We start from the raw sequence: 18,909 nt of genomic DNA on the forward strand, positions 1-18,909 counted from the left end.
ACTCACTTCAGACGTTGCACGGTGCCGACGGACACGAGCGTCGCGAGCACCGCGAGCACGAGCAGCACGACGGTGGCCGCGCATGCCATCCCGGTCGCGCCGTAGAACGCCTGCAGCAGCACGATCGGATAATTCCGGTAGCGAAAGCCGGCGATCAGATTCGAGATCTGGAATTCGCCGATCGACAGCGCCGCCACCATCACGAGGCCGGAAAACAGGCTGTGCCGCAGGTTCGGCAGCACGATCGTGACGAACTGGCGCAACGGCGGCGCGCCGAGCGTCGCCGCGCAGGCCTCGAGCCGCGCGAGGCCGAGGTGGCGCAGGTCGCCGAGCAGCGTCTGCAGCAGATACGGCAACGTCAGCACCGCGTGCGCCGCGATCATCAGCGGCAGCGTGCCGAGCCACGGCAGCGTATCGCCGCTGAAGATCGCGATGTAGCCGAAACCGAGCGTCAGCGCCGGCACGGCGACCGGCATCAGCATCACGACGCGCGTCGCGAACCCGCCGCCGGCCTGCGCGCGATGATGCAGTGCGTACGCGAGCGGCAGGCCGATCACCGCGTTGAGCGCGCAGCACGCCAGCGCCACCATGAAGCTCACGCCGAACGCGCGGGTGAAGCTCCGGTTCGCGGCCAGGTCGGCAAACCAGTGCCCGGTGACACCCGAGGGCAGCAACGTGTTCGTCCACGATGCGCCCACCGAGCCGATCAGCAGCAACGCGATCGGCAGCAGCAGGTAGAGCGCGAACACCGCGAGCAGCGCCTGCAGCAGCAGGCGGCCGACACGCGGATGCGCTGTTCTGTTACGACGAATCGGAACACCGTCGGCCAATGCCGGGGCGGTTGACGGATGCATGAGCACACTCGCTGACGATCGGGGAAAACTTCGTGCGACGCCCGCCGGGCGAGGCCCGCTTGCGTTGTCGAAGCCGGCGCAGTGTGCGGTTTCGACATGGCATCGTCATGAAAAAAACGTAAAAAGCGCGCATCGACCTGTGCAAGGACGGAACAGCCCGCCATGAAGCACCTGTATCCGAACGTGGCGGAGCTGCACGCATTCGCCGCGTCCGCGAAGTACCTGAACTTCTCCTACGCGGCCCGCGAACTGGGCCTGACGCCGAGCGCGGTCAGCCGGCAGATCGCGAACCTCGAAGCGCTGTTCGGCGTGAAGCTGTTCGTGCGCGAGGGGCGCGGCCTCGCGCTCACACGGGCGGGCCAGGTGTATCACGCACGCGTCGTCGGGCCGTTGCGCGAAATCGGCAACGCGTCGATCGAGCTGCTGAGCGCGCGCGAGAACAGCGACCTGCTGACGATCGCGAGCGTGCCGACGTTCACGACCAAGTGGCTGCTGCCGCGCCTCACGCGCTTTCTCGCCGCCGCGCCGGGCGTCACGCTCAGCTTTCGCCGCCATCTCGCGCCCGGCGACGTGTTCCCGTTCGGACTCGACGCGGCGATCCGCTATGGCGACGGCGGATGGGAAGGGGTGCGCAGCGACTATCTGGGTGGACGCACCTTCGTGCCCGTCTGCTCGCGCGAATTCGCCGCCCGGCATGCGCTGCATACGCCCGCCGATGCGGTCGCCGCACCGCGCCTCGTGCACGAACAGGCCGAAATCGCGTGGTCCGCGTGGGCGGAGCGTCATCGCGCGTCGCAGATGAACGCACTGGCCGGCCCGCGCTTCGAGCAGTATTCGGTGCTGATCCAGGCCGCGCAGGCCGGGCTCGGGATGGCCCTCGTGCCGCGTTTCCTGATTCTCGACAATCTCGCGGCGGGCACGCTGGTCGAGCCGTTCGACGCACCGGTCGACGTCGACGCGCAGGGGCATTACCTGTGTTACGCGCCGGAGCGCCTCGACACGAGCGAGGCGTTGAGACGGTTCAGGGACTGGATGCTGGACGAAGCCGGGCGCGCGTAGGCGCCCCACGTCGCCCTGAAAACGAGCGGCGCGCGCCGCCGCCCGGCCACGCGCGCTGCACCGGACGCCGCCCGGCGGCGGCATCCGGCCTGCCGCGTCAACGCCCGATACCGAGCCCCGGCAGCACGCGTGTGTTCTCGGCCACGACCGCATGCAGCAGGCGCGGGTCGGCGCCGAGCAGCGCGAGGATCGTCGGCGCGACCTGCTTCGTGCCCACGAGATCGTTCACGGTGCGCGCGCGATGGACGCCCGGATACGACACGAGCAGGCCGAGGTGGCTGTCGTCCGGCGCGTTGCCGCCGTGCTCCTCGTCCTTCTTCGTGCTCGACGTGTAGATCACGCCCGGATTCGGCTGGACGATGATGTCCGGCGAGCGGCCGTTGGCCGGATCGCCGAAGCGATCGGCCAGCGCCGCGCCGTACAGGATGGACGCCTGCGCACCGTCCGCGCAGATTCCCGGCGCGTTGCAACCCAGGTTCGCCTTCAGCGTCTCGACCACGGCCGTGCGCTGGCTGCGGTCGCGCAGCCAGATCAGGCCGACGTCGTCGGTCTGCACGAAGCCCGTGCCGACCAGGCCGGAACCGTCGTTCAGGTTGCCCGTCGTCGTGCTGTTCTGGCCGAAGTTGCCGTTCGGGTCGAGGTAGTTGTTCGTTTCGAGCAGCTTCGTCAGCGTGTCGCCGTTCTTCACGAGCTTCGTGTGATCGGAAGGCGACTGGCCGTGCTTCGACGTGACGATCACGGCCGTCGACGCGTACAGGTTGGCCTGCTTCAGCGCCGCGACGATACGGCCGATCGCGTTGTCGACGTACGTGATCGCGTTCGCGACCTGCCCGTTCGGCGTGAAGTCGGCATCGAGATAGCCGCCGCCCTTCGCGACCGGCGACTTCTGCGCGACGCTGAGCGTCTGGAAGTTCGCGCCGAACAGCGTCGGCACCGGCGCGCTCTTCGTGCCGGTCGAGTCGCGGCCTTCGATCTGGTTGACCAGCGCCTGCACGTGCAGGTTGTCGAAGCGCGCGGTGTGCGAGTAGACATCCGTGTAGTCGGTGTTCGTCGCCGGGTCGATCGAGTTGATCTCGGTGCGCATCAGGTCGTCGACGCCGGTGCCCGACGGGCCGTTCAGCCAGTCGTAGCCCCACGCGTGCTTGTCGGCCCACGCGGTGCGCGCGTTCGGCACGCCGGCCTTCACGGCTTCGAACACCGTGTTGGTCTTCACGTAGTTGTGCGGATAAACGGGCACGCACCGGCCGTTCACGCGCGCGTGCGGAATCGCCTGCGGGTTGAACGCGCCGCCGCCGTCGAGGTGCACGAGCTTGCCGCCGTCGATCGCGTCGATGCCGGTCGTTTCGTCGAACACGACGTTCCAGCCCTGTTTACCCGAGCATGTCGTATCGCTCGGCGCATACAGGTTGCGGTCATACGACACGTCGTAGAACAGGCCGGCCGTCTTCGGCGAGCCGCCCGTCACGAGCGCCGCGAGGCCCGGGAACGAATCCGACAGGCCCGGCGTATAGGCGTTCGCGTACGTCACGCCGCTCTTCGCGAGCACCGCGATGTTCGGGCACGTATTCGCGCCGATGCAGCGCGCGAGATCCTGCTCGTGCAGACCGTCGACGCTCAGCAGCAGCACGTGCTTCACGACGCGACCCGCATGGCCGTTGCCCTCGCCCTGGCTGTCGCCGTCCTGCTGCGCCGCATGCGCGCCCGCGCTTGCGAGCGTCAGCGCGCCCGCCACCATCACCGCCATGTTTCGTTGCTTGACGAACCTGGAAATCATCACCCCACCTCATCGATTGACGTTTGAACTGCACGACTTGCCATCCGGCGCGCAAAATATCGCCGGATCGTGCGGCGGTCGCATGAAGCGAGGCTTTCTGTTCTCTGTCAAACGTAACCAATCGCAAATGACAAGAATCGGTCGCAATACGCGGCCCTTGCGTGCGCCGACCCGTGCGGCCGGATTTTTTTTCGGCTTGGCCCGCGACTATTGGTGTGTGATAAAGGGTTTTCCCTGACCCGGAGCACGAGTATGTCGACCCTGGAAGCTCTCCGGTTCGTGCTGGACGATGCACGCACCCCCGAAATCATTCGCCACCACGTCGTCGACGCGCTGCAGTACGCGTTGCGCAACTACGGACAGGTGTTCACCGCGAAGGAAGTCGAATGGCTGACGCAGTGGGACGACGCGCGTCTGCCGCTGGCCGCGAGGAAGGAACTGGACAAGCGCGAACCGGCGATCGCCGCGCGCTGACAAAAAAAGCCGCCGCGCCCGACCGGTGCGGGCGCGGCGGCTGATCGCGGCAAGGCTTACTGCAGCCCGAAGTCGACGCGGGTCGTCGCGCCCTTGTCCGAGATGCCCTTCGCGTCGAGCTTCGGCGCGACGACGAACACGCGGCTCGAGTCGATCTTCCCGTCGAGGTACTGGCGCACGGCCTGCGCGCGCTGCTGCGCGAGCGCACGCAGCGCGTTGTCGTCGGCCGGCGCGTGATCGGCCAGCGCCTGCCTCATGTCCGCATCGGGCAGCGTCTTCTGCAGCCCGACCAGGTTGCGCGGCTTCTTGAAGTCGGCGGCCTTGTACGCGCGCGTCAGGTACTTCGAGTATTCGGCCTTGTCGACCTTCACCGACATCGGATCGATGCTCTCGCCCTGGCCGACCACGTCCTTCAGCTTCTGCTGGCGCACCAGACGCTCGACGTACGCGTCGCGCAGCCCCGGCGTGTCCTGCGCGGGATCGACGCGGCCGATCAGGTCGAGCCGGATCGACGACTTCTCGGTCAGCATCTTCACGACGGTGTCGAGCTTCTTCTGCTGCGCGTCGGTCAGCTCGTACGAACCCGGCGCGAACTCGACGTAACCGAGATCCTCGCCGCCGCCGCCGAACGCGTTCGCGAGCAGCGTGAACGGCGACGTGACGGCCTTCGCGATCAGGTTCAGCACCGCGTGCCAGATCAGCCCGCCGACGCTGAATTCCGGATTCGACAGCGACCCCGACACCGGCAGGTTCACGTCGATCTGGCCGCGCGTGTTCTTCAGCAGCGAAATCGCGAGCTTCACCGGCAGCTTCGTCGCGGTGTCGTTCTCGACGCGGTCGCCGAACGTCAGCTGGTCGATGAAGATGTGGTTGTTCGCCGACAGCTGGTCGTTCGCGAGCTGGTAATGCAGGTCGACGTTGAGCTTGCCCTTCGTGATCGGATAACCGGCGTATTTCGCCGAGTACGGCGTCAGGTTGGTCAGCTCGATGTCGTGCGCGGTGGCCGTCAGGTCGAGCGCCGGCTTCTCGATCAGCGGGTTCACCGACCCCTTGATCGAGATCGGGCCGTTGCCCGCGAGGTTCGCGGCCACGTCGACCGGCGCGGACGTCGTCGAATCCGTGCCGAACGCGCCGACCGTGCCCTTGATCGCGACGAGGTTCGCCGTGTAGTTCGGCTTGATGAAGTTGTCCGTGTAGGTCACGCGGCCGTCCTGCAGCACGAGCTGGCCGAAGTGCATCCGCACCGGATTCTGCGGTTGCGGTGCGGCCTTCACGACCACCGTCGCCGACGCAGCCGCCGGCGCGGACGCCTGCCGGGCGGCGGCAGCCGATGCGGCCTGCGCGGCGGCGGGCGGCGTCACGCCCGGCGACAGCGGCACCGGTTCGCCCTTGCTCGCGTCGCGCGTGAGCGACTGCGCCGGGCCCGTCTCCTTCGCGACCACGTCCTTCAGGTTCAGCCGCCCCTGCGCATCGAGCAGCACGCGGCCGTAGAAGTTCGAGAACGTCACGCGCGCGGCGTCGACATCGGTGCCCTTCTCGTCGTAGTTCGCCTTCAGGTTCGACAGCGCGAGCGAGCGCCAGCCCGCGAACGGGTCGGACGTCGCCTTGTCGAGCATCCGCACGTCGACCAGCGCGACGTCGCCGCGATAGGTCGCGCGCGGCGTGTCCTTCACCTGCGCGAACGTCAGGTTGCCCTGCGCGTTGAGCAGCGCGCTCGCGATCGTCGCGTTCAGCGCGCTGCCGAAGTACGGCTCGAACGCGGCCGCATCCAGCCGGTTGCCGTTGATCTTCAGGCCGAGCTTGAGCGGCTGCGCGGTCACGTCGCCCGTCACGTTCAGCGAACCCTTGCGGTTCAGCGTCGCCTTCAGCTGCACGGGCAGCGGTTTCGTCATGTCGTCGCTCAGCTTCTGCACCGACAGCTCCAGCGGCTTGATCGCCAGCTTCACCGGGCGCGGCGTCGACAGGTCGGTGAAGTTCGCGGACGCATCCTTCACGTTCAGCGCGTCGATCCGGTAGTGCCACGTCGGCGCGGCGGCTGCGGCCTTGCGCGCGACCGTGCGCTTCGGCACGGCCGCCTGCGCGGGTTCGGCCAGCGCCGCGAGGTCGATCTTGCCGTCCTTCAGGCGCTTCACGTCGAGTGCCAGCCCGCTCGCGTCGACGCTCGCGATCTCCACGGTGCGCGCGGCAACGTCGACCTTCGCGATCTTCGCGCTCGCGTCGGGCAGCACGATCGCGGCCGCCTTGTTGTCGGGTGCGGCAATCTTCAGCGTTTTCAGGCTGACCGAGCTGTCGGCGACTTCCGCCGCGAGCGGCGTCTTGCCCCAGTCGGTCTTCGCGTTGACGGTCGCGCCGAGCGTGCCGTCGAGCACGCGCGCGCGCGTCGCCTCGCCGAGGTACGGCTGCAGCGCCGGCAGCGCGAGCGCGGCGACCGTCAGCTTCGTGTCGGCCTGCTTCGCCGCGAGACTGAACGCGCCTTCGGCCGTCAGGTCGCCACCGCGCGACAGCGACGTCGACACCGTGTATTTCGCGGGCGTCTTGCCCAGCAGCGAGAAGCCGTCGAGCGTCGCGGCGAGCTTCGTCAGCGAGATCGCGGTCGGCGTCGCCGGCACGCGGTCGTCGACGTTGACCGTGCCGCCGTCGATCGCGAAATGACGGATCGTCAGGTCGAGCGGCGGCGCTTCCTTCGCGGCGGCGGCGGCGGTGTCGGCCTTCGCGCCGCTGGCCGCGGCGACCGCGGCACCGGAAGCGGCGGCAGCGCCCGACGCGGCCGGCTTGCCGGCTTCGGCCTTCGGCGCGGCGGCCGGCTGCGCGGCGAGCTTCTCGACGTTCAGCACACCCTGCTTGTCGCGCGACAGGTCGACCACCGGCTGGTCGATCCTGATCTCGTCGAAGTGCATCGCGTTGCGAAGCGGCTCGAGGCTGGCCGCCGCGACGTGGACGCCGCGCGCGGCGAACAGCGGCGCGGACGCGAGGTCCGTCACCTTCGCGTCGTTCAGGTCGACGGTGCCCGACACGCGCAGCGCGGGCGTCTCGCCGCTCATCACGAAATTGACCGTGAGGTTGCTGCTCAGCAGGCCGCTCGTCACGGCCACCGGCAGCTTCGCCGGCACGTACGAGATCAGCTTCGGCACGTCGAGGCGATCGAACTTCAGCGCGACCTCCGATTCGCGCGACTGCGCGAACGGCTTGGTCTTGCCGTCGATCGAGATCGGGCTGCCGTCGAAGCGCGCGCGCAGCTTCGGCTCGACGAAGATGTCGGTCTTCGAGGCCAGCGTCGCGATATACGGGATTCCGAGCGTCCAGTTGTCGACCACGTGCTTCTCATTCAGCAGGCGGTCGTCGAAGTCGATCCGGCCGTCGTTGACCTGGATGTTCGACACCGAAAACTGCGTCGGCTTGCTGTCGGGCTTCGGCGACGGCCCGGAGGAGAACTTCTCGATCAGGTCGGTGAAGTTGAAGCGCTGCGCGTCGTAGCGGACGACGTGAAAGCGCGGCGAATCGAGCCGGATTTCGTTGACGATCGGCGCGCCGCGGAACAGCGACGACCACGACGGCCTCACGACGAGCTTGCCGATGTCGATGAAGTCGCCCTGGCCGCCGCGCTCGCCGAGGTGGATGCCGTCGGCCTCGAGGTTCAGCGTGTACGGGTTCAGTGCGATGCGCTGGATCGTGGCCGGCCGGTCGAGCTGCTTGCTCAGTTGCTGTTCGGCGACGTGGCGGATCAGCGGCGGCGCCGCGAAGAACCCGAGCAGTCCGAACAATACGAGGAAGATCAGCACGCCGATGCCGATACGCCGGGTCCGGCGCGAGCGTGCAATGCCACCGAGGGCATGGAGGGTCGAGGGTACGGTTTCTTTGTCTGCGCTTGCCATGCTTGAATGCCTCGGGAATGGATGCCGGGCCGCGCCGGACAACCGGGCGGCCGCGCACGCTATCCCGAAAGTATAGGCTCAGGTGATGACGGTACGAGGGTCGGATGCGGCCGCCGCGCCCGCGGGTCGGACAACCGCGGCGGTCAACCGTTCATTTCCGGACGACGACGGGCGGCATCCACGTGCCGTCGCTTGCCTGCGGCTTCGGTGCGTACAGGCGCAACGCGAGCGCGAAATCGGTGCGCGGCGCCGGCAGCCAGTTGCCCGCATGCGCGGCGCCCGGCGACGCCGATACGACGATGTCGATCGAGCCGTCGTGGTTGCGGCGCAGCCGGTCGCGATCGCCGAGCGAGCGGCGCGCCGACCCGACGTCGGGCAGCGCGCCGCTCGTCGTATAGGGCGTGAGCGTCCAGAATGCGCGCACCGGCGGCAGCGCACCCGGCGCGAAATGCAGCACGTAGCGGTTCGCGCCGTTCAGCGCATGGCCGTCGCTGTCGACGCGGACGACCGCGAGCGTCTCGTCGTCGCGCGTCGCGGTGCCGAACTGCGTGTAGGCCGCATAGGCGCGCAGCGCGTAGTCCTGGCCGTACTTGCCGGCCGTGTCGCCGATCCAGCTCCAGCCGTTCGCGTTCAGCAGGTTCGACGGCGGCGTCACGAGCCGCGCGCGCGCCTCGGCCACGCCGGCCGTCGCGGCCGTGAGGCGGTCGCCCGTCCACAGCACCGGATAGCCGGCCGTCACGCCGATGTCCCCGAGGAGTTCCTGCGCATGCGCGTCGTCGGCCGGCGCCGGGTTGTCCTGCAGCGCCTGCGCGAAGCGCGTGAAGAACGCCTTCGGGTCGAGCGCGGCCACCTGCTCGGCCGGCGTGCCGCCGCTCACCGCTTCGGCCGGCGCACTGCCCGCATGGACCGCGACCGACGCGCCGCGCGCGGCACCCGTGTAAACAGACAGCGGCACCACGCGAATCGCGCGCTGCAGTTTCTTCACGTTCGTCAGGTCGCGCCCGCCGCTCGTCTGCAGCCGCACTTCGAGCCACGCGTTGGCGGACGGCACGTCGACCCGCAGCGCGCCCTTCGGCAGCGTGCCCTGCCAGTCCTTCGCGGCGAAGGCAATCGTTTGCGCCCGCGCGCCGCCGCGGGCACCCCGCGCCGCGACGCTCGACGACGACCACAACACGTTCGTCCACATGTCCAGTGCGCGCGCGTCCCAGTAGCGGCCGCGGGTATCGGGCAGCGTGACGATCACGGGTTCGGCGGCGACGTCGAGCCAGCCGGTCGAATCGAGCGTGTCGACGCCCGGTAGCGGCGGATTGACCGCGCCGACGGGCGGCAGCGCCTGTGCGTGGCGCAGCGTGTTGAGCGGCGCCTGCCCCGGTTGCGCGCCGTCGCCGCCCGTCGCCGCTTCCTTCGCGACGTCCATCAGCACGAGCGGATACGCATAGACATAGGAGTCGGCGACTTCGGCGCGCATCCAGCCGGTTTTCCGCTGGATCGCGTCCGGTTGCGACGCGCACCCCGCGAGCACCACCGCCATGGCCAGCGACGCGCACGCGCGCCGCAGCGAAACTGATTCCTGCAGGTTTTCAATCATCGATTACTGGCCGAATATCGTTCTTTTGAGTCAACGCCTTGTTCGTCTCGCGAACGGCGAATGCAAGGCACCCCAGCCTGCCCGGATGCCGTTTTGCAACGTTTCGCAACGGTGGGCGCTGATGTCAGGCCGGTATCATAGCGCCTAAGGGCATCCCCCAATATGCCGAATAACGGGTCGGGCGGTAGTTCGAGCGCGATCGGCACGGGCGGCGCTGGCTCGGAGTGATCCAACCCCCATTCAAATGACGGACGAGACCGTCGCAGACGCTTGACCTTGCCATCATGGGAATGTTGATACTGGAATCATTCGCGGCACGAACCGCGTTTCTGGGGAATCCGACATGACTGAACCACTTGCCTCCGCGGCGCTGCAAACGATCGAACTGAGCGTCGACGGCATGCATTGCGGCGGCTGCACGGGCCGCGTGCAGCGCGCGCTGGCCGCCGTGCCGGGCGTCGTCGATGCGGTAGTCGATCTCGACACGCACACGGCGACGGTGACCGCGCAGGACACGGTCGAGCCCGGCCGGCTCGTCGACGCAATCGGCGAGGCCGGCTACCGTGCGGCGGTGCGCGACGCGGCGCTCGAAGCCGGCGCGACGACGCACGCGGCTCACGGGTTGCATGACGACACGCCGTCCGCGGCCGCGACGGCGCGTGCCTCGGCGGCCACGATCGAACTCGATATCGATGGGATGACCTGCGCGTCGTGCGTGTCGCGCGTCGAAAAGGCACTGGCCAACGTGCCGGGCGTCACGCGCGCGTCGGTCAACCTCGCGACCGAACGTGCCACCGTCGACGCAGCGGCGGGCGTCTCCGCGTCGCAACTGGCGGATGCCGTGAAGCAGGCCGGTTATGGCGCGACGCCGACGGCGCCCGATATCGCCATTCCGAGCGCCGCCCCCGCCACGCCTGTCAGCATCGAACTCGATATCGACGGGATGACCTGCGCGTCGTGCGTGTCGCGCGTCGAAAAGGCGCTGGCCAACGTGCCCGGCGTCACGCGCGCGTCGGTCAACCTCGCGACCGAACGTGCCACCGTCGACGCGGCGGCGGGCGTTTCGGCATCGCAACTGGCGGATGCCGTGAAGCAGGCCGGCTATGGCGCGACGCCGGTCGCCGTCGCCGCGCCGGCCGCAGCCTCGCCCGCCTCCGCCGACCTCGAACTCGAGATCGGCGGCATGACCTGCGCGTCGTGCGCCGGCCGCGTCGAAAAGGCGCTGGCCGCCGTCCCGGGCGTCGCACGCGCGTCCGTCAATCTCGCGACCGAGCGCGCATCGGTGCACGGCGCCGGCGCACTCGACGCTGCCACGCTGATCGCGGCGGTCACCACGGCCGGCTACCAGGCATCGCTCGTCGCCGCGCCGTCGGCCGGCGCACCGACCGGCGCCGACGCGCAACCGGCCCGCCCCGCGCAGGATGCCGATGCACGCAAGCGCCGCGAAGCCATCCGCGAACGCAACCTCGTGATCGGGTCCGCCGTGCTGAGCGCGCCGCTCATCGCGCCGATGCTCGTCGCGCCGTTCGGCATCGATCTGATGTTGCCGGGCTGGCTCCAGCTCGTGCTCGCATCGATCGTCCAGTTCGGCTTCGGCGCGCGCTTCTACCGCGCGGCCTGGCACGCGGTGAAGGCGCGCACCGGCAACATGGACCTGCTCGTCGCGCTCGGCACGTCGGCCGCCTATGGCTTGAGCCTGTGGATGCTGCTGCGCGATCCCGCGCATCCCGGCCATCTGTATTTCGAGGCATCGGCCGTGATCGTCACGCTCGTGCGCTTCGGCAAATGGCTCGAATCGCGCGCGAAGCGCCAGACCACCGAGGCGATCCGCGCGCTGAACGCGCTGCGGCCCGACCGTGCGCGCGTCGTCGAGCACGGCGTCGAACGCGACGTGCCGCTGGCGCAGGTGCGCGTCGGCACGCAGGTCAGCATCCGGCCGGGCGAGCGCGTGCCCGTCGACGGCCGGATCGTGTCGGGCCGCTCGCACATCGACGAATCGCTGATCACCGGCGAAAGCCTGCCCGTGCCGAAGGACGACGGCGACCCCGTCACGGCCGGCTCGATCAACGGCGAAGGCGCGCTCGTCGTCGCAACCACCGCGATCGGCGCGGAAACGACGCTTGCCCGCATCATCCGCCTCGTCGAATCCGCGCAGGCCGAGAAGGCGCCGATCCAGCGGCTCGTCGATCGCGTCAGCGAAGTGTTCGTGCCGGCGATCCTCGGCATCGCCGTGCTGACGCTGGTCGGCTGGCTGATCGCCGGCGCCGGGACGGAAACCGCGATCCTCAACGCGGTCGCGGTGCTCGTGATCGCCTGCCCGTGCGCGCTCGGCCTCGCGACGCCCGCCGCGATCATGGCCGGCACGGGCGTCGCGGCCCGGCACGGCGTGCTGATCAAGGACGCGCAGGCGCTCGAACTCGCGCAGCGCACGACCGTGATCGCCTTCGACAAGACCGGCACGCTGACCGAAGGCAAGCCGTCCGTGACGGCGTTCGACGCCGTCGGCGTGCCGCGCGACGAAGCGCTCGCGCTCGCGGCGGCGGTGCAGCGCCAGAGCGACCACCCGCTCGCGCGTGCTGTGGTCGCCGCACACGATGCGGGCGTTGCCGCGCGCGGCGACACGACGCCGCCGGCCGTCGCGACCGATGCCCGCGCGGTGGCCGGACGCGGCGTGGAAGCGCGCGTCGGCGGGCAGCGGCTCGCGCTCGGCAGCACGCGCTGGCGCGACGAACTCGGCATCGCGGTGCCGCCCGAGCTCGGCGCGCGCGCGGCCGAACTCGAACGCGCAGGCAACACGATCTCGTGGCTGATGCGTGCCGATGCGCCGCGCGCACTGCTCGCGCTGATCGCATTCGGCGACACCGTGAAGCCGGGCGCCCGCGACGCGATCGCGGCGCTGTCGGCGCGCGGCGTCGCGAGCGTGCTCGTGACCGGCGACAACCGCGGCAGCGCGGCGGCCGTCGCGGCGGCGCTCGGCATCGGCGAAGTGCATGCGCAGGTGCTGCCCGACGACAAGGCACGCGTCGTCGCCGAGCTGAAGCGCACGCACGACGGCATCGTCGCGATGGTCGGCGACGGGATCAACGATGCGCCCGCGCTCGCCGCCGCCGATGTCGGCATTGCGATGGCGACCGGCACGGACGTCGCGATGCACACGGCCGGCATCACGCTGATGCGCGGCGATCCGGCGCTCGTCGCCGACGCGATCGACATCTCGAAACGCACGTACCGGAAGATCCAGCAGAACCTGTTCTGGGCGTTCGTCTACAACCTGGTCGGCGTGCCGCTCGCGGCGCTCGGCTGGCTGAACCCGGTGATCGCGGGCGCGGCGATGGCGTTCTCCAGCGTCAGCGTCGTGACCAACGCATTGCTGCTGCGGAGATGGAAAGGCCGCGCACGCTGATGCGTGCGGGGGGCGATGGCCGGACGGCAGAATGGCCGTTCGGCGATCGTCCAGCCGGAAGGGTAGCCGGCATATGCCGGTTGCGGCGCCCCGGATCGGCGGGACGGGCCGGTCGGCGGATTCAGTCCGACACGACCGGCTTGATTAACGTCGTGGTGATCGGCGCGAAGCCGCACGCACGATACAGCGCACGCGCCGCCGTATTGTGATTGAACACCGACAACCCGATCTCGGTGACACCATACCGGCGCGCCTCGGCATCGAGCGCATCGAGCGCGCGCGTGGCCCAGCCCTGGCGGCGCCGGGACGGGACAATGTCGAGGTCGTAGATGAACAGCGTGCGATTCGGCCCTTCGGGGACGATCGCGTACCAGAGGTCGCCCACCGCGTCGCCGCTGGCGCCGTCGACGAGCATGACGAGGGTCTGGCCGGCGGTCAGCAGGCCGTCCGGCAGCAGCGTATCGAAGCAGGCGCGCGCACGCTCGGCCGCATCTTCGACAGCATTTTGTCCGGAGGACACGAGATCGCGCGCGTAGCCGTCGATGGCGCGCGTGCGGTACGCGTGGAATTCGCCGGCCGTCATCGGCCGCATCTGCAGCATGGCCCGGTCGCCGTGAACGGAATCGGACTTCCAGTGTAGCGGGACAGTCGCACCGGCGCGCGATGCGGCGGTGGAAAACGGGCGGACAGGTGCGGCGGACGCCGCGCCGAATCAGCGAATCAGCGAATCAGCGAATCAGCGAATCAGCGAATCAGCGAATCAGCGACGATACAGGACGATCGGCACGAGGTGCGCACGACGCACGCGCTCGGCTTCGGCGCGACGCGCGGCATACGAATATTCGGCGTCGAGCGGCAGGTGCGGGGACACGAACAGGTCGTCGATCTTTTGCAGCAGGGCGAAGATGAAGCTCATTTGAGACTCCTGACAGATGGCTAGGGTTTTCCCTTAGATTGACTCCATTCTAAGGGTTTTCCCTGAACTCTGCCAGCGGGCCGCATCAGTTTGCCGCACGCGCGCGAGAGCGGATCGTCGGCGCGAAACGGTAATCCTTGCCCCGTAAGGGCCGCAGGATAGGGTCGGAGTAATTAACGCGTTCGACGGGTTCGCTTGGCAACCGCCGCCTCGCGGTTCGCCGTGCGCTGCAGCCGGTCGACTTGCGACAGGAGCGCTTCGTGGTGTTCCTCGAGCGTCATCAGCGTCGCCTGCTGCGTCGACAGGTCGGCCGCGAGTCGATCGATCCGCTGCTGCTTCGCGGCCGCGTCCTGCTTCAGGTGCGCGATCTGCCGCGTCTGCATCACCAGCGCGACGAGTCCCGCCAACACGACGACGGCCAGTGCCAGCAGCAGACGGTTGACGCGACGCATCTCGCGATCGGCCGCGCGGGTCACGCCGTCCACGTCGGACTGCAGCACGGCGAGCCGGTCGGTCAGCGGGCGCAGGTGCGTATCCGGATCGAAGGCCGGCGCGGCCGGGGGCGCGCGCTCCGACGACGGCTTCGTGACGAAGGACGCAACGGAGGCCACCGGCTGCGTGACGGGCGGCTGCGGAACGTCGGGCTGCGCGGCAGCCTCCTTGGCTGTCGCCGAATTCGTGATGCTTGCCGGCTCGGCAGCCTCTACCGGCATCGGTGACGCGACAGGCGCGGTGGCGATGTCCGGCGAGCGGTTCGCTTCAGCCGCTTCCGGCGCCGCGTCGACGCGCGTCGCAGCCGGCGCGGATTGTTTCGCCGCCGTTTCGCTCGCACCGGCAGCCGCCCGGCGCTTGCCGCCCGACGACGGGCGGCGCTCCCTCACGGCCTCGCCGGAAAATTTCCCCTCGCGGGATTTGACGGCCACAGCGTCAGCGGCCGGCTTCGCAACTTCAGCCTCTGCCGCTGGCGATTCGGCTGCCTTCGCCGCAGCGCCAGCGGCCGCTTGCAGCGTGGCCGCCGCCTTCTCGGCGTCGTCGGCCGCAAAGACCTCGGCCGTCGTCGCAACACCGTCGGCGGCAGGCAAATCGGCTGACTTCATGGCGCCGCCATCGGCGGATGGACCGTCGACGTTCGCAGCCAAACCGCCTTCAGGTGTCGACATACTCTCGGCCGCGCCCCCGCCTTCCGGCTGCGCCGCGCCTTCGGCTGCCGCGTGTCCGGCCGCAATCTCGGGCTCCGGCGCGATGAACCCGTCCAGCGTGGCCTGTCGCCCGTCGTCGGCACCGGCCGCATCGGCTTCCCCGATCGCGTCATCGCGCGCCGCAACCGGCATGCGCTCGCCCGGCTCGAGCACCGGATCGCCGAACAGGTCGAGCGTCCGTTCGTCCCGCGGCACGTCGCCGGCCGGCGCACTGCCGGATCGTGCCGTCGCCCGGGCGGACGTGCTGCCTGCGGCAGCGGCCGAGCGCTGGCGGGAACGGGCCGACGAACGGGTGGAACGGGAACGGGGGCGAGGCGTGGAAACGGATTCGGTCATGTCTGCCAAATTATCGTCCAGGAACATCCATTGAAATCCAATTATTCACCAACAAATCAATAGCTTGCATCATCAATTCGTCCAATTTCCAGCCCTATCCAGTGATCCTCGATGGGCTACGTGATGGGCCAAAAAACCGATGCTAACCGACAAACAAGCCAAAGCACTCAAACCAACCGACAAACCCGTCTTCGACGGTGAGCGGCCCCCAGTAAACAGTGCCCTGATGTAAGCGAGTTTTCGGCGGACTTTTTCAGTATGCAAGGAGCCGTACGATGAAACGCAAGCGCTTCAGTGTCGAGCGGATTGTGGCGGTGTTGAAACAGGCCGAAGCAGGCATGCCGGTAGCGGAACTGATTCGTCACTTGGGCATTTCGGATGCAAACCTTCTATCGCTGGAAGAAGGTATATGCCGGTTTGCAGACGGACCAGGTGCGGCAGCTCAAGCAGCTTCAAGACGAGAACGCCCAACTGAAGAAGGTGGTCGCGGAGCTGACGTTGGACAAGGCGATGCTGACCGAGGGCTATCAGGTCAGCAAGAATCGGCTGTACCGTTTGTATCGTGAGGAAGGGCTGTCGCTGTGCTACAGACCAAATCGCAAGCGACGTGCACGGATGAGCCGCCCGGCACGTGCAAAGTCGACGGCGGCAAATCAGGCGTGGGGTTTGGACTTCGCCGCCGAACAGCTTTCGAACGGCCAGAGGTTCCGCGCGCTGACCATCATCGACGTCTTTACGCGCGAAGCACTAGCCATCGATGTTGGCCAGCGACTGAGCGCTTCAGATGTCGTGCGTGCACTGGATGAATTGAAGAGCAAACGCGGAGCGCCCCGCACGCTGTTTTGTGACAACGGCTCGGAATTTACGAGTCAGGTGATGGACCTGTGGGCTTACCATCACAAGGTCGAGATTGCCTTCAGCCGGCCCGGCAAGCCAACGGATAACGCATTCGTGGAGTCGTCCAACGGCACGCTACGCGATGAATGCCTGAACGTGCACTGGTTCACATCGCTGGCCGACGCCAGGGAGCAGATTGAGCGATGGCGGGTCGAATACAACGAGAGTCGGCCTCACAGGGCTCTCGGTGAAGTGCCGCCTGCCGAATACGTCCGCCAGTTGGGCCTGCAGGCCCCACTGACGGACCAACAGAACGCCGAAGACTAACATTGCCTTTGGCACTGAAAACCGGGACCGTTCAGAAAACGAACTTTACTAGACTCCGGCTGGCCCTGTTTGCAGGGGCAGGTCAGTTCGACCACCGGCCGCACATCGAACCCGTGCACCGCTTCGGTCTCGACTGCGGCGCAACGACTTGAGCGCGAGCGTTCCGGATCGACCGTGCTCCAGGGCTCATGCGAAACTAGGGCGGCTGAAGGAACGCGCGCGACGTCGAGATCGGGTAACGGTCGATCGGCCAGCCCACTGTTCAACATCACGCTGCACGGCGAGGTTGTCCGGCCAGCGTGTTTCGGTTGCCACCCTGGCTTTCGTCAACGCACCTACGCCTTCATCATTGATAGCTCATCGTGAAAGTCGCAAAGCCATTCGCATTGCCGCCCTTCAGTTGCGCGGACGTTCGTACGTACTGCGCCTTGAACGGAATCGTCACGCCGACGTTGCCGAACTTTCCGACTTCCCATTGGTTCGGATTGCCGACTGCCGACGAATCCGGACCGTAACTGACCAGCGTATTGTCCGCACCACGCACTATCTGAATGCCGAAGCCTTCGGCCTTGGAGCCTGGCGCAAGAGAAAGCGTGTTTGAACGATTCGCGGGATTGGCCGCGTCCGTCAGCGTCATGAACATTCTCGTTGCCGTGCCCGGATTGCCGCCGGAGCACTTGAGGCGCACTTCGAAGGATTTCGGCGGCGAGCTTGTGCCGGGGCCTTTAAAATCAGCCAACGAGACTACTCCCAAATTAACCGCAATTTTTGAGGTGAGCAGATTGCAGGTCGGCACGCGAGGGATAATATTGATCGCACCGTTCGTTACAATCGAACGAACTTTCGCATTATGAAGCCACGCTTCGGTTTTTCCAATTTCACCGATCAAAGTACCTGGCGCCGTAATGTCACCTGTTTTTACAAGCTCAATCGTAAAGCTGGCTCCCGGCTCAAAACGCCCCGTAGTGCCATACCAATAATCCGATACCGGCCACCACTCCGCATCTTTAATCCCACCTCTGATTCGCACGCCCACCCCGGCGACCGGAGTAGGATAGGTGCTATATTTTCCGGGAGTGGCGCTCAGCGTTCCAACATATCTGAGCCCACCGATTTGAGACGTGCAATTCAGGGATCCACCCAAGCCAGTCGATGCTCCACCGGATGAAAAGATCACGGCCCCCTCCGGAATATCCGGATCGAACGGAGGAGGATTGAACTTCGGCAGCGTGACAATAAGCGACTCGACATATACACCGTCGGTTCTCTGAATCGTGCATGTCGCCTGAGCAACATTCCCCATAGCGATAGCAACGATAAAAATAAGATACTTCATCATCACTCTCCCCAACTCCACTTCCGAAACCCACACTGCCTCGAATTATCACGTTCGCCATATTTCTTAAATACATCAACTACCGCACGGAAGCCCATGAAATTTCCCTCGGCCATATTGGATAACAAAATTCGATGCGGCATGGTCACGACCTGCAATGATAGCCATCGCAACCCGCAATCAATAACAATACTTGTACCAATCCTCATCTCCATTTAATAGTATTCGTACTATATATATTTGAGTTTCCGAAAAATTCGTTTCCGCATGTGAGCGAGGTCGGCCCGTCGATAGCCCGACGGTTTCGAGCCGAGCAAAGCGATGAGAATCGGGGGGGGGGTAAAGGGAGCGGCAGCTTGCGCAGGATCATCCGCAAGTCGTGACCGGCGCAACACGGCACCGCATGAGTTGCTTCGCCTCGGCACCTTGAGCCGGTTGCGACAGAGCCTGCCGTCGGCCTTCATGTGGCCAATGGCGACTTCGATGCGCTGAATATTTTTAGTTCTCTTCCTATATACAAATAGGACAGAAACTATTTCCGGATTTTTAACTAATACTTAGAACCGTATCGCCAGCCTTCAATCATCGGTCGGGACCAGCATCGGCGCCGGTCGTCCGGAAGACTCAGCCAAACGGGAACGCGCGCGGGCGTCGGGCCTCGCCAGCCAGACAGGCAGGTCCGACGCCCGCCATGCATCCAGGCCGCCCGGGCAAGGGCGGTCGCACATCGCCGGCCATCCGTTCGCGTGTCTCGCCATCGACCACATTACCGTGTCGACGTTGTGCGAGTCCGATCCCGGCAGCGACACGCGGCATTGATCGAGCGTCGCGTTGTTCCGCGCGCCGCAGTTCATCGGAACCGCGTGGCCCGTTACGAAGCGTCGGTCATGGAACGGAGTTGGGGGCCTACGGACGCGCAACCGGTCGTCGAACG

Annotated in this window: 11 protein-coding genes and 2 pseudogenes; 4 read left to right on the forward strand and 9 right to left on the reverse strand. The window is 67.0% G+C overall.

From position 1 onward, the window contains the following. Window positions 1–2: 2 nt before the first annotated feature. Window positions 3–854, reverse strand: a complete 852-nt coding sequence (locus AC0KUR_RS12245; protein ID WP_059559093.1) for an ABC transporter permease — start codon at window positions 852–854, stop codon at window positions 3–5. 162 nt (window positions 855–1,016) lie between these two features. On the opposite strand from AC0KUR_RS12245, the gene AC0KUR_RS12250 reads away from it, so the two are divergent. After that, the gene (locus AC0KUR_RS12250) at window positions 1,017–1,913 is read left to right on the forward strand and encodes a LysR substrate-binding domain-containing protein (protein ID WP_124670392.1); all 897 of its coding nucleotides are present in this window, start codon (window positions 1,017–1,019) and stop codon (window positions 1,911–1,913) included. 97 nt (window positions 1,914–2,010) lie between these two features. On the opposite strand, the gene AC0KUR_RS12255 is transcribed toward AC0KUR_RS12250, so the two are convergent. Then, window positions 2,011–3,687 carry an alkaline phosphatase family protein gene (locus AC0KUR_RS12255; protein ID WP_473375957.1) on the reverse strand — a complete coding sequence of 559 codons (1,677 nt, stop codon included), beginning with the start codon at window positions 3,685–3,687 and terminating at the stop codon, window positions 2,011–2,013. A 252-nt stretch (window positions 3,688–3,939) separates the two neighbouring features. On the opposite strand from AC0KUR_RS12255, the gene AC0KUR_RS12260 reads away from it, so the two are divergent. Further along, a complete protein-coding gene (locus AC0KUR_RS12260; RefSeq protein ID WP_034187681.1) occupies window positions 3,940–4,161 on the forward strand; it encodes a hypothetical protein in 222 nt (73 codons plus the stop codon). Between the two features lie 56 nt (window positions 4,162–4,217). On the opposite strand, the gene AC0KUR_RS12265 is transcribed toward AC0KUR_RS12260, so the two are convergent. Further along, entirely contained in the window at window positions 4,218–8,033 is a 3,816-nt protein-coding gene (locus tag AC0KUR_RS12265) for a DUF748 domain-containing protein (RefSeq protein WP_473375958.1), read from the reverse strand. 151 nt (window positions 8,034–8,184) lie between these two features. Continuing rightward, on the reverse strand, window positions 8,185–9,621 hold the full coding sequence (locus AC0KUR_RS12270) for a DUF1254 domain-containing protein (RefSeq protein ID WP_124608516.1): 1,437 nt from the start codon (window positions 9,619–9,621) through the stop codon (window positions 8,185–8,187). A gap of 343 nt (window positions 9,622–9,964) precedes the next feature. Between AC0KUR_RS12270 and AC0KUR_RS12275 the strand changes: the two genes are divergently transcribed. After that, entirely contained in the window at window positions 9,965–13,024 is a 3,060-nt protein-coding gene (locus AC0KUR_RS12275; protein ID WP_473375959.1) for a heavy metal translocating P-type ATPase, read from the forward strand. A gap of 121 nt (window positions 13,025–13,145) precedes the next feature. Here AC0KUR_RS12275 and AC0KUR_RS12280 read toward each other — a convergent pair whose 3' ends face one another. From AC0KUR_RS12280 to AC0KUR_RS12290, 3 genes are all read right to left on the reverse strand, one after another. Continuing rightward, window positions 13,146–13,625, reverse strand: coding sequence for a GNAT family N-acetyltransferase (locus tag AC0KUR_RS12280; protein WP_124670397.1), 480 nt, complete (start codon window positions 13,623–13,625; stop codon window positions 13,146–13,148). 159 nt (window positions 13,626–13,784) lie between these two features. Then, entirely contained in the window at window positions 13,785–13,940 is a 156-nt protein-coding gene (locus AC0KUR_RS12285) for a hypothetical protein (RefSeq protein WP_167361908.1), read from the reverse strand. A gap of 173 nt (window positions 13,941–14,113) precedes the next feature. Next, entirely contained in the window at window positions 14,114–15,475 is a 1,362-nt protein-coding gene (locus AC0KUR_RS12290) for a flagellar hook-length control protein FliK (protein WP_473376047.1), read from the reverse strand. Between the two features lie 275 nt (window positions 15,476–15,750). Between AC0KUR_RS12290 and AC0KUR_RS12295 the strand changes: the two are divergent. Next, window positions 15,751–16,639 (forward strand): annotated as a pseudogene (locus AC0KUR_RS12295) (IS3 family transposase). 346 nt (window positions 16,640–16,985) lie between these two features. Here the strand turns inward: AC0KUR_RS12295 and AC0KUR_RS12300 are convergent. Together AC0KUR_RS12300 and AC0KUR_RS12305 are read right to left on the reverse strand one after the other, a co-directional pair. Beyond that, window positions 16,986–17,978, reverse strand: coding sequence for a fimbrial protein (locus AC0KUR_RS12300; RefSeq protein WP_473375960.1), 993 nt, complete (start codon window positions 17,976–17,978; stop codon window positions 16,986–16,988). Window positions 17,979–18,321: 343 nt separating this feature from the next. Next, window positions 18,322–18,460: pseudogene (locus AC0KUR_RS12305) on the reverse strand (IS5/IS1182 family transposase); the annotation flags it as partial. Between the last annotated feature and the right edge of the window lie 449 nt (window positions 18,461–18,909).

It is taken from the genome of Burkholderia sp. YHN3-13, assembly GCF_055810675.1.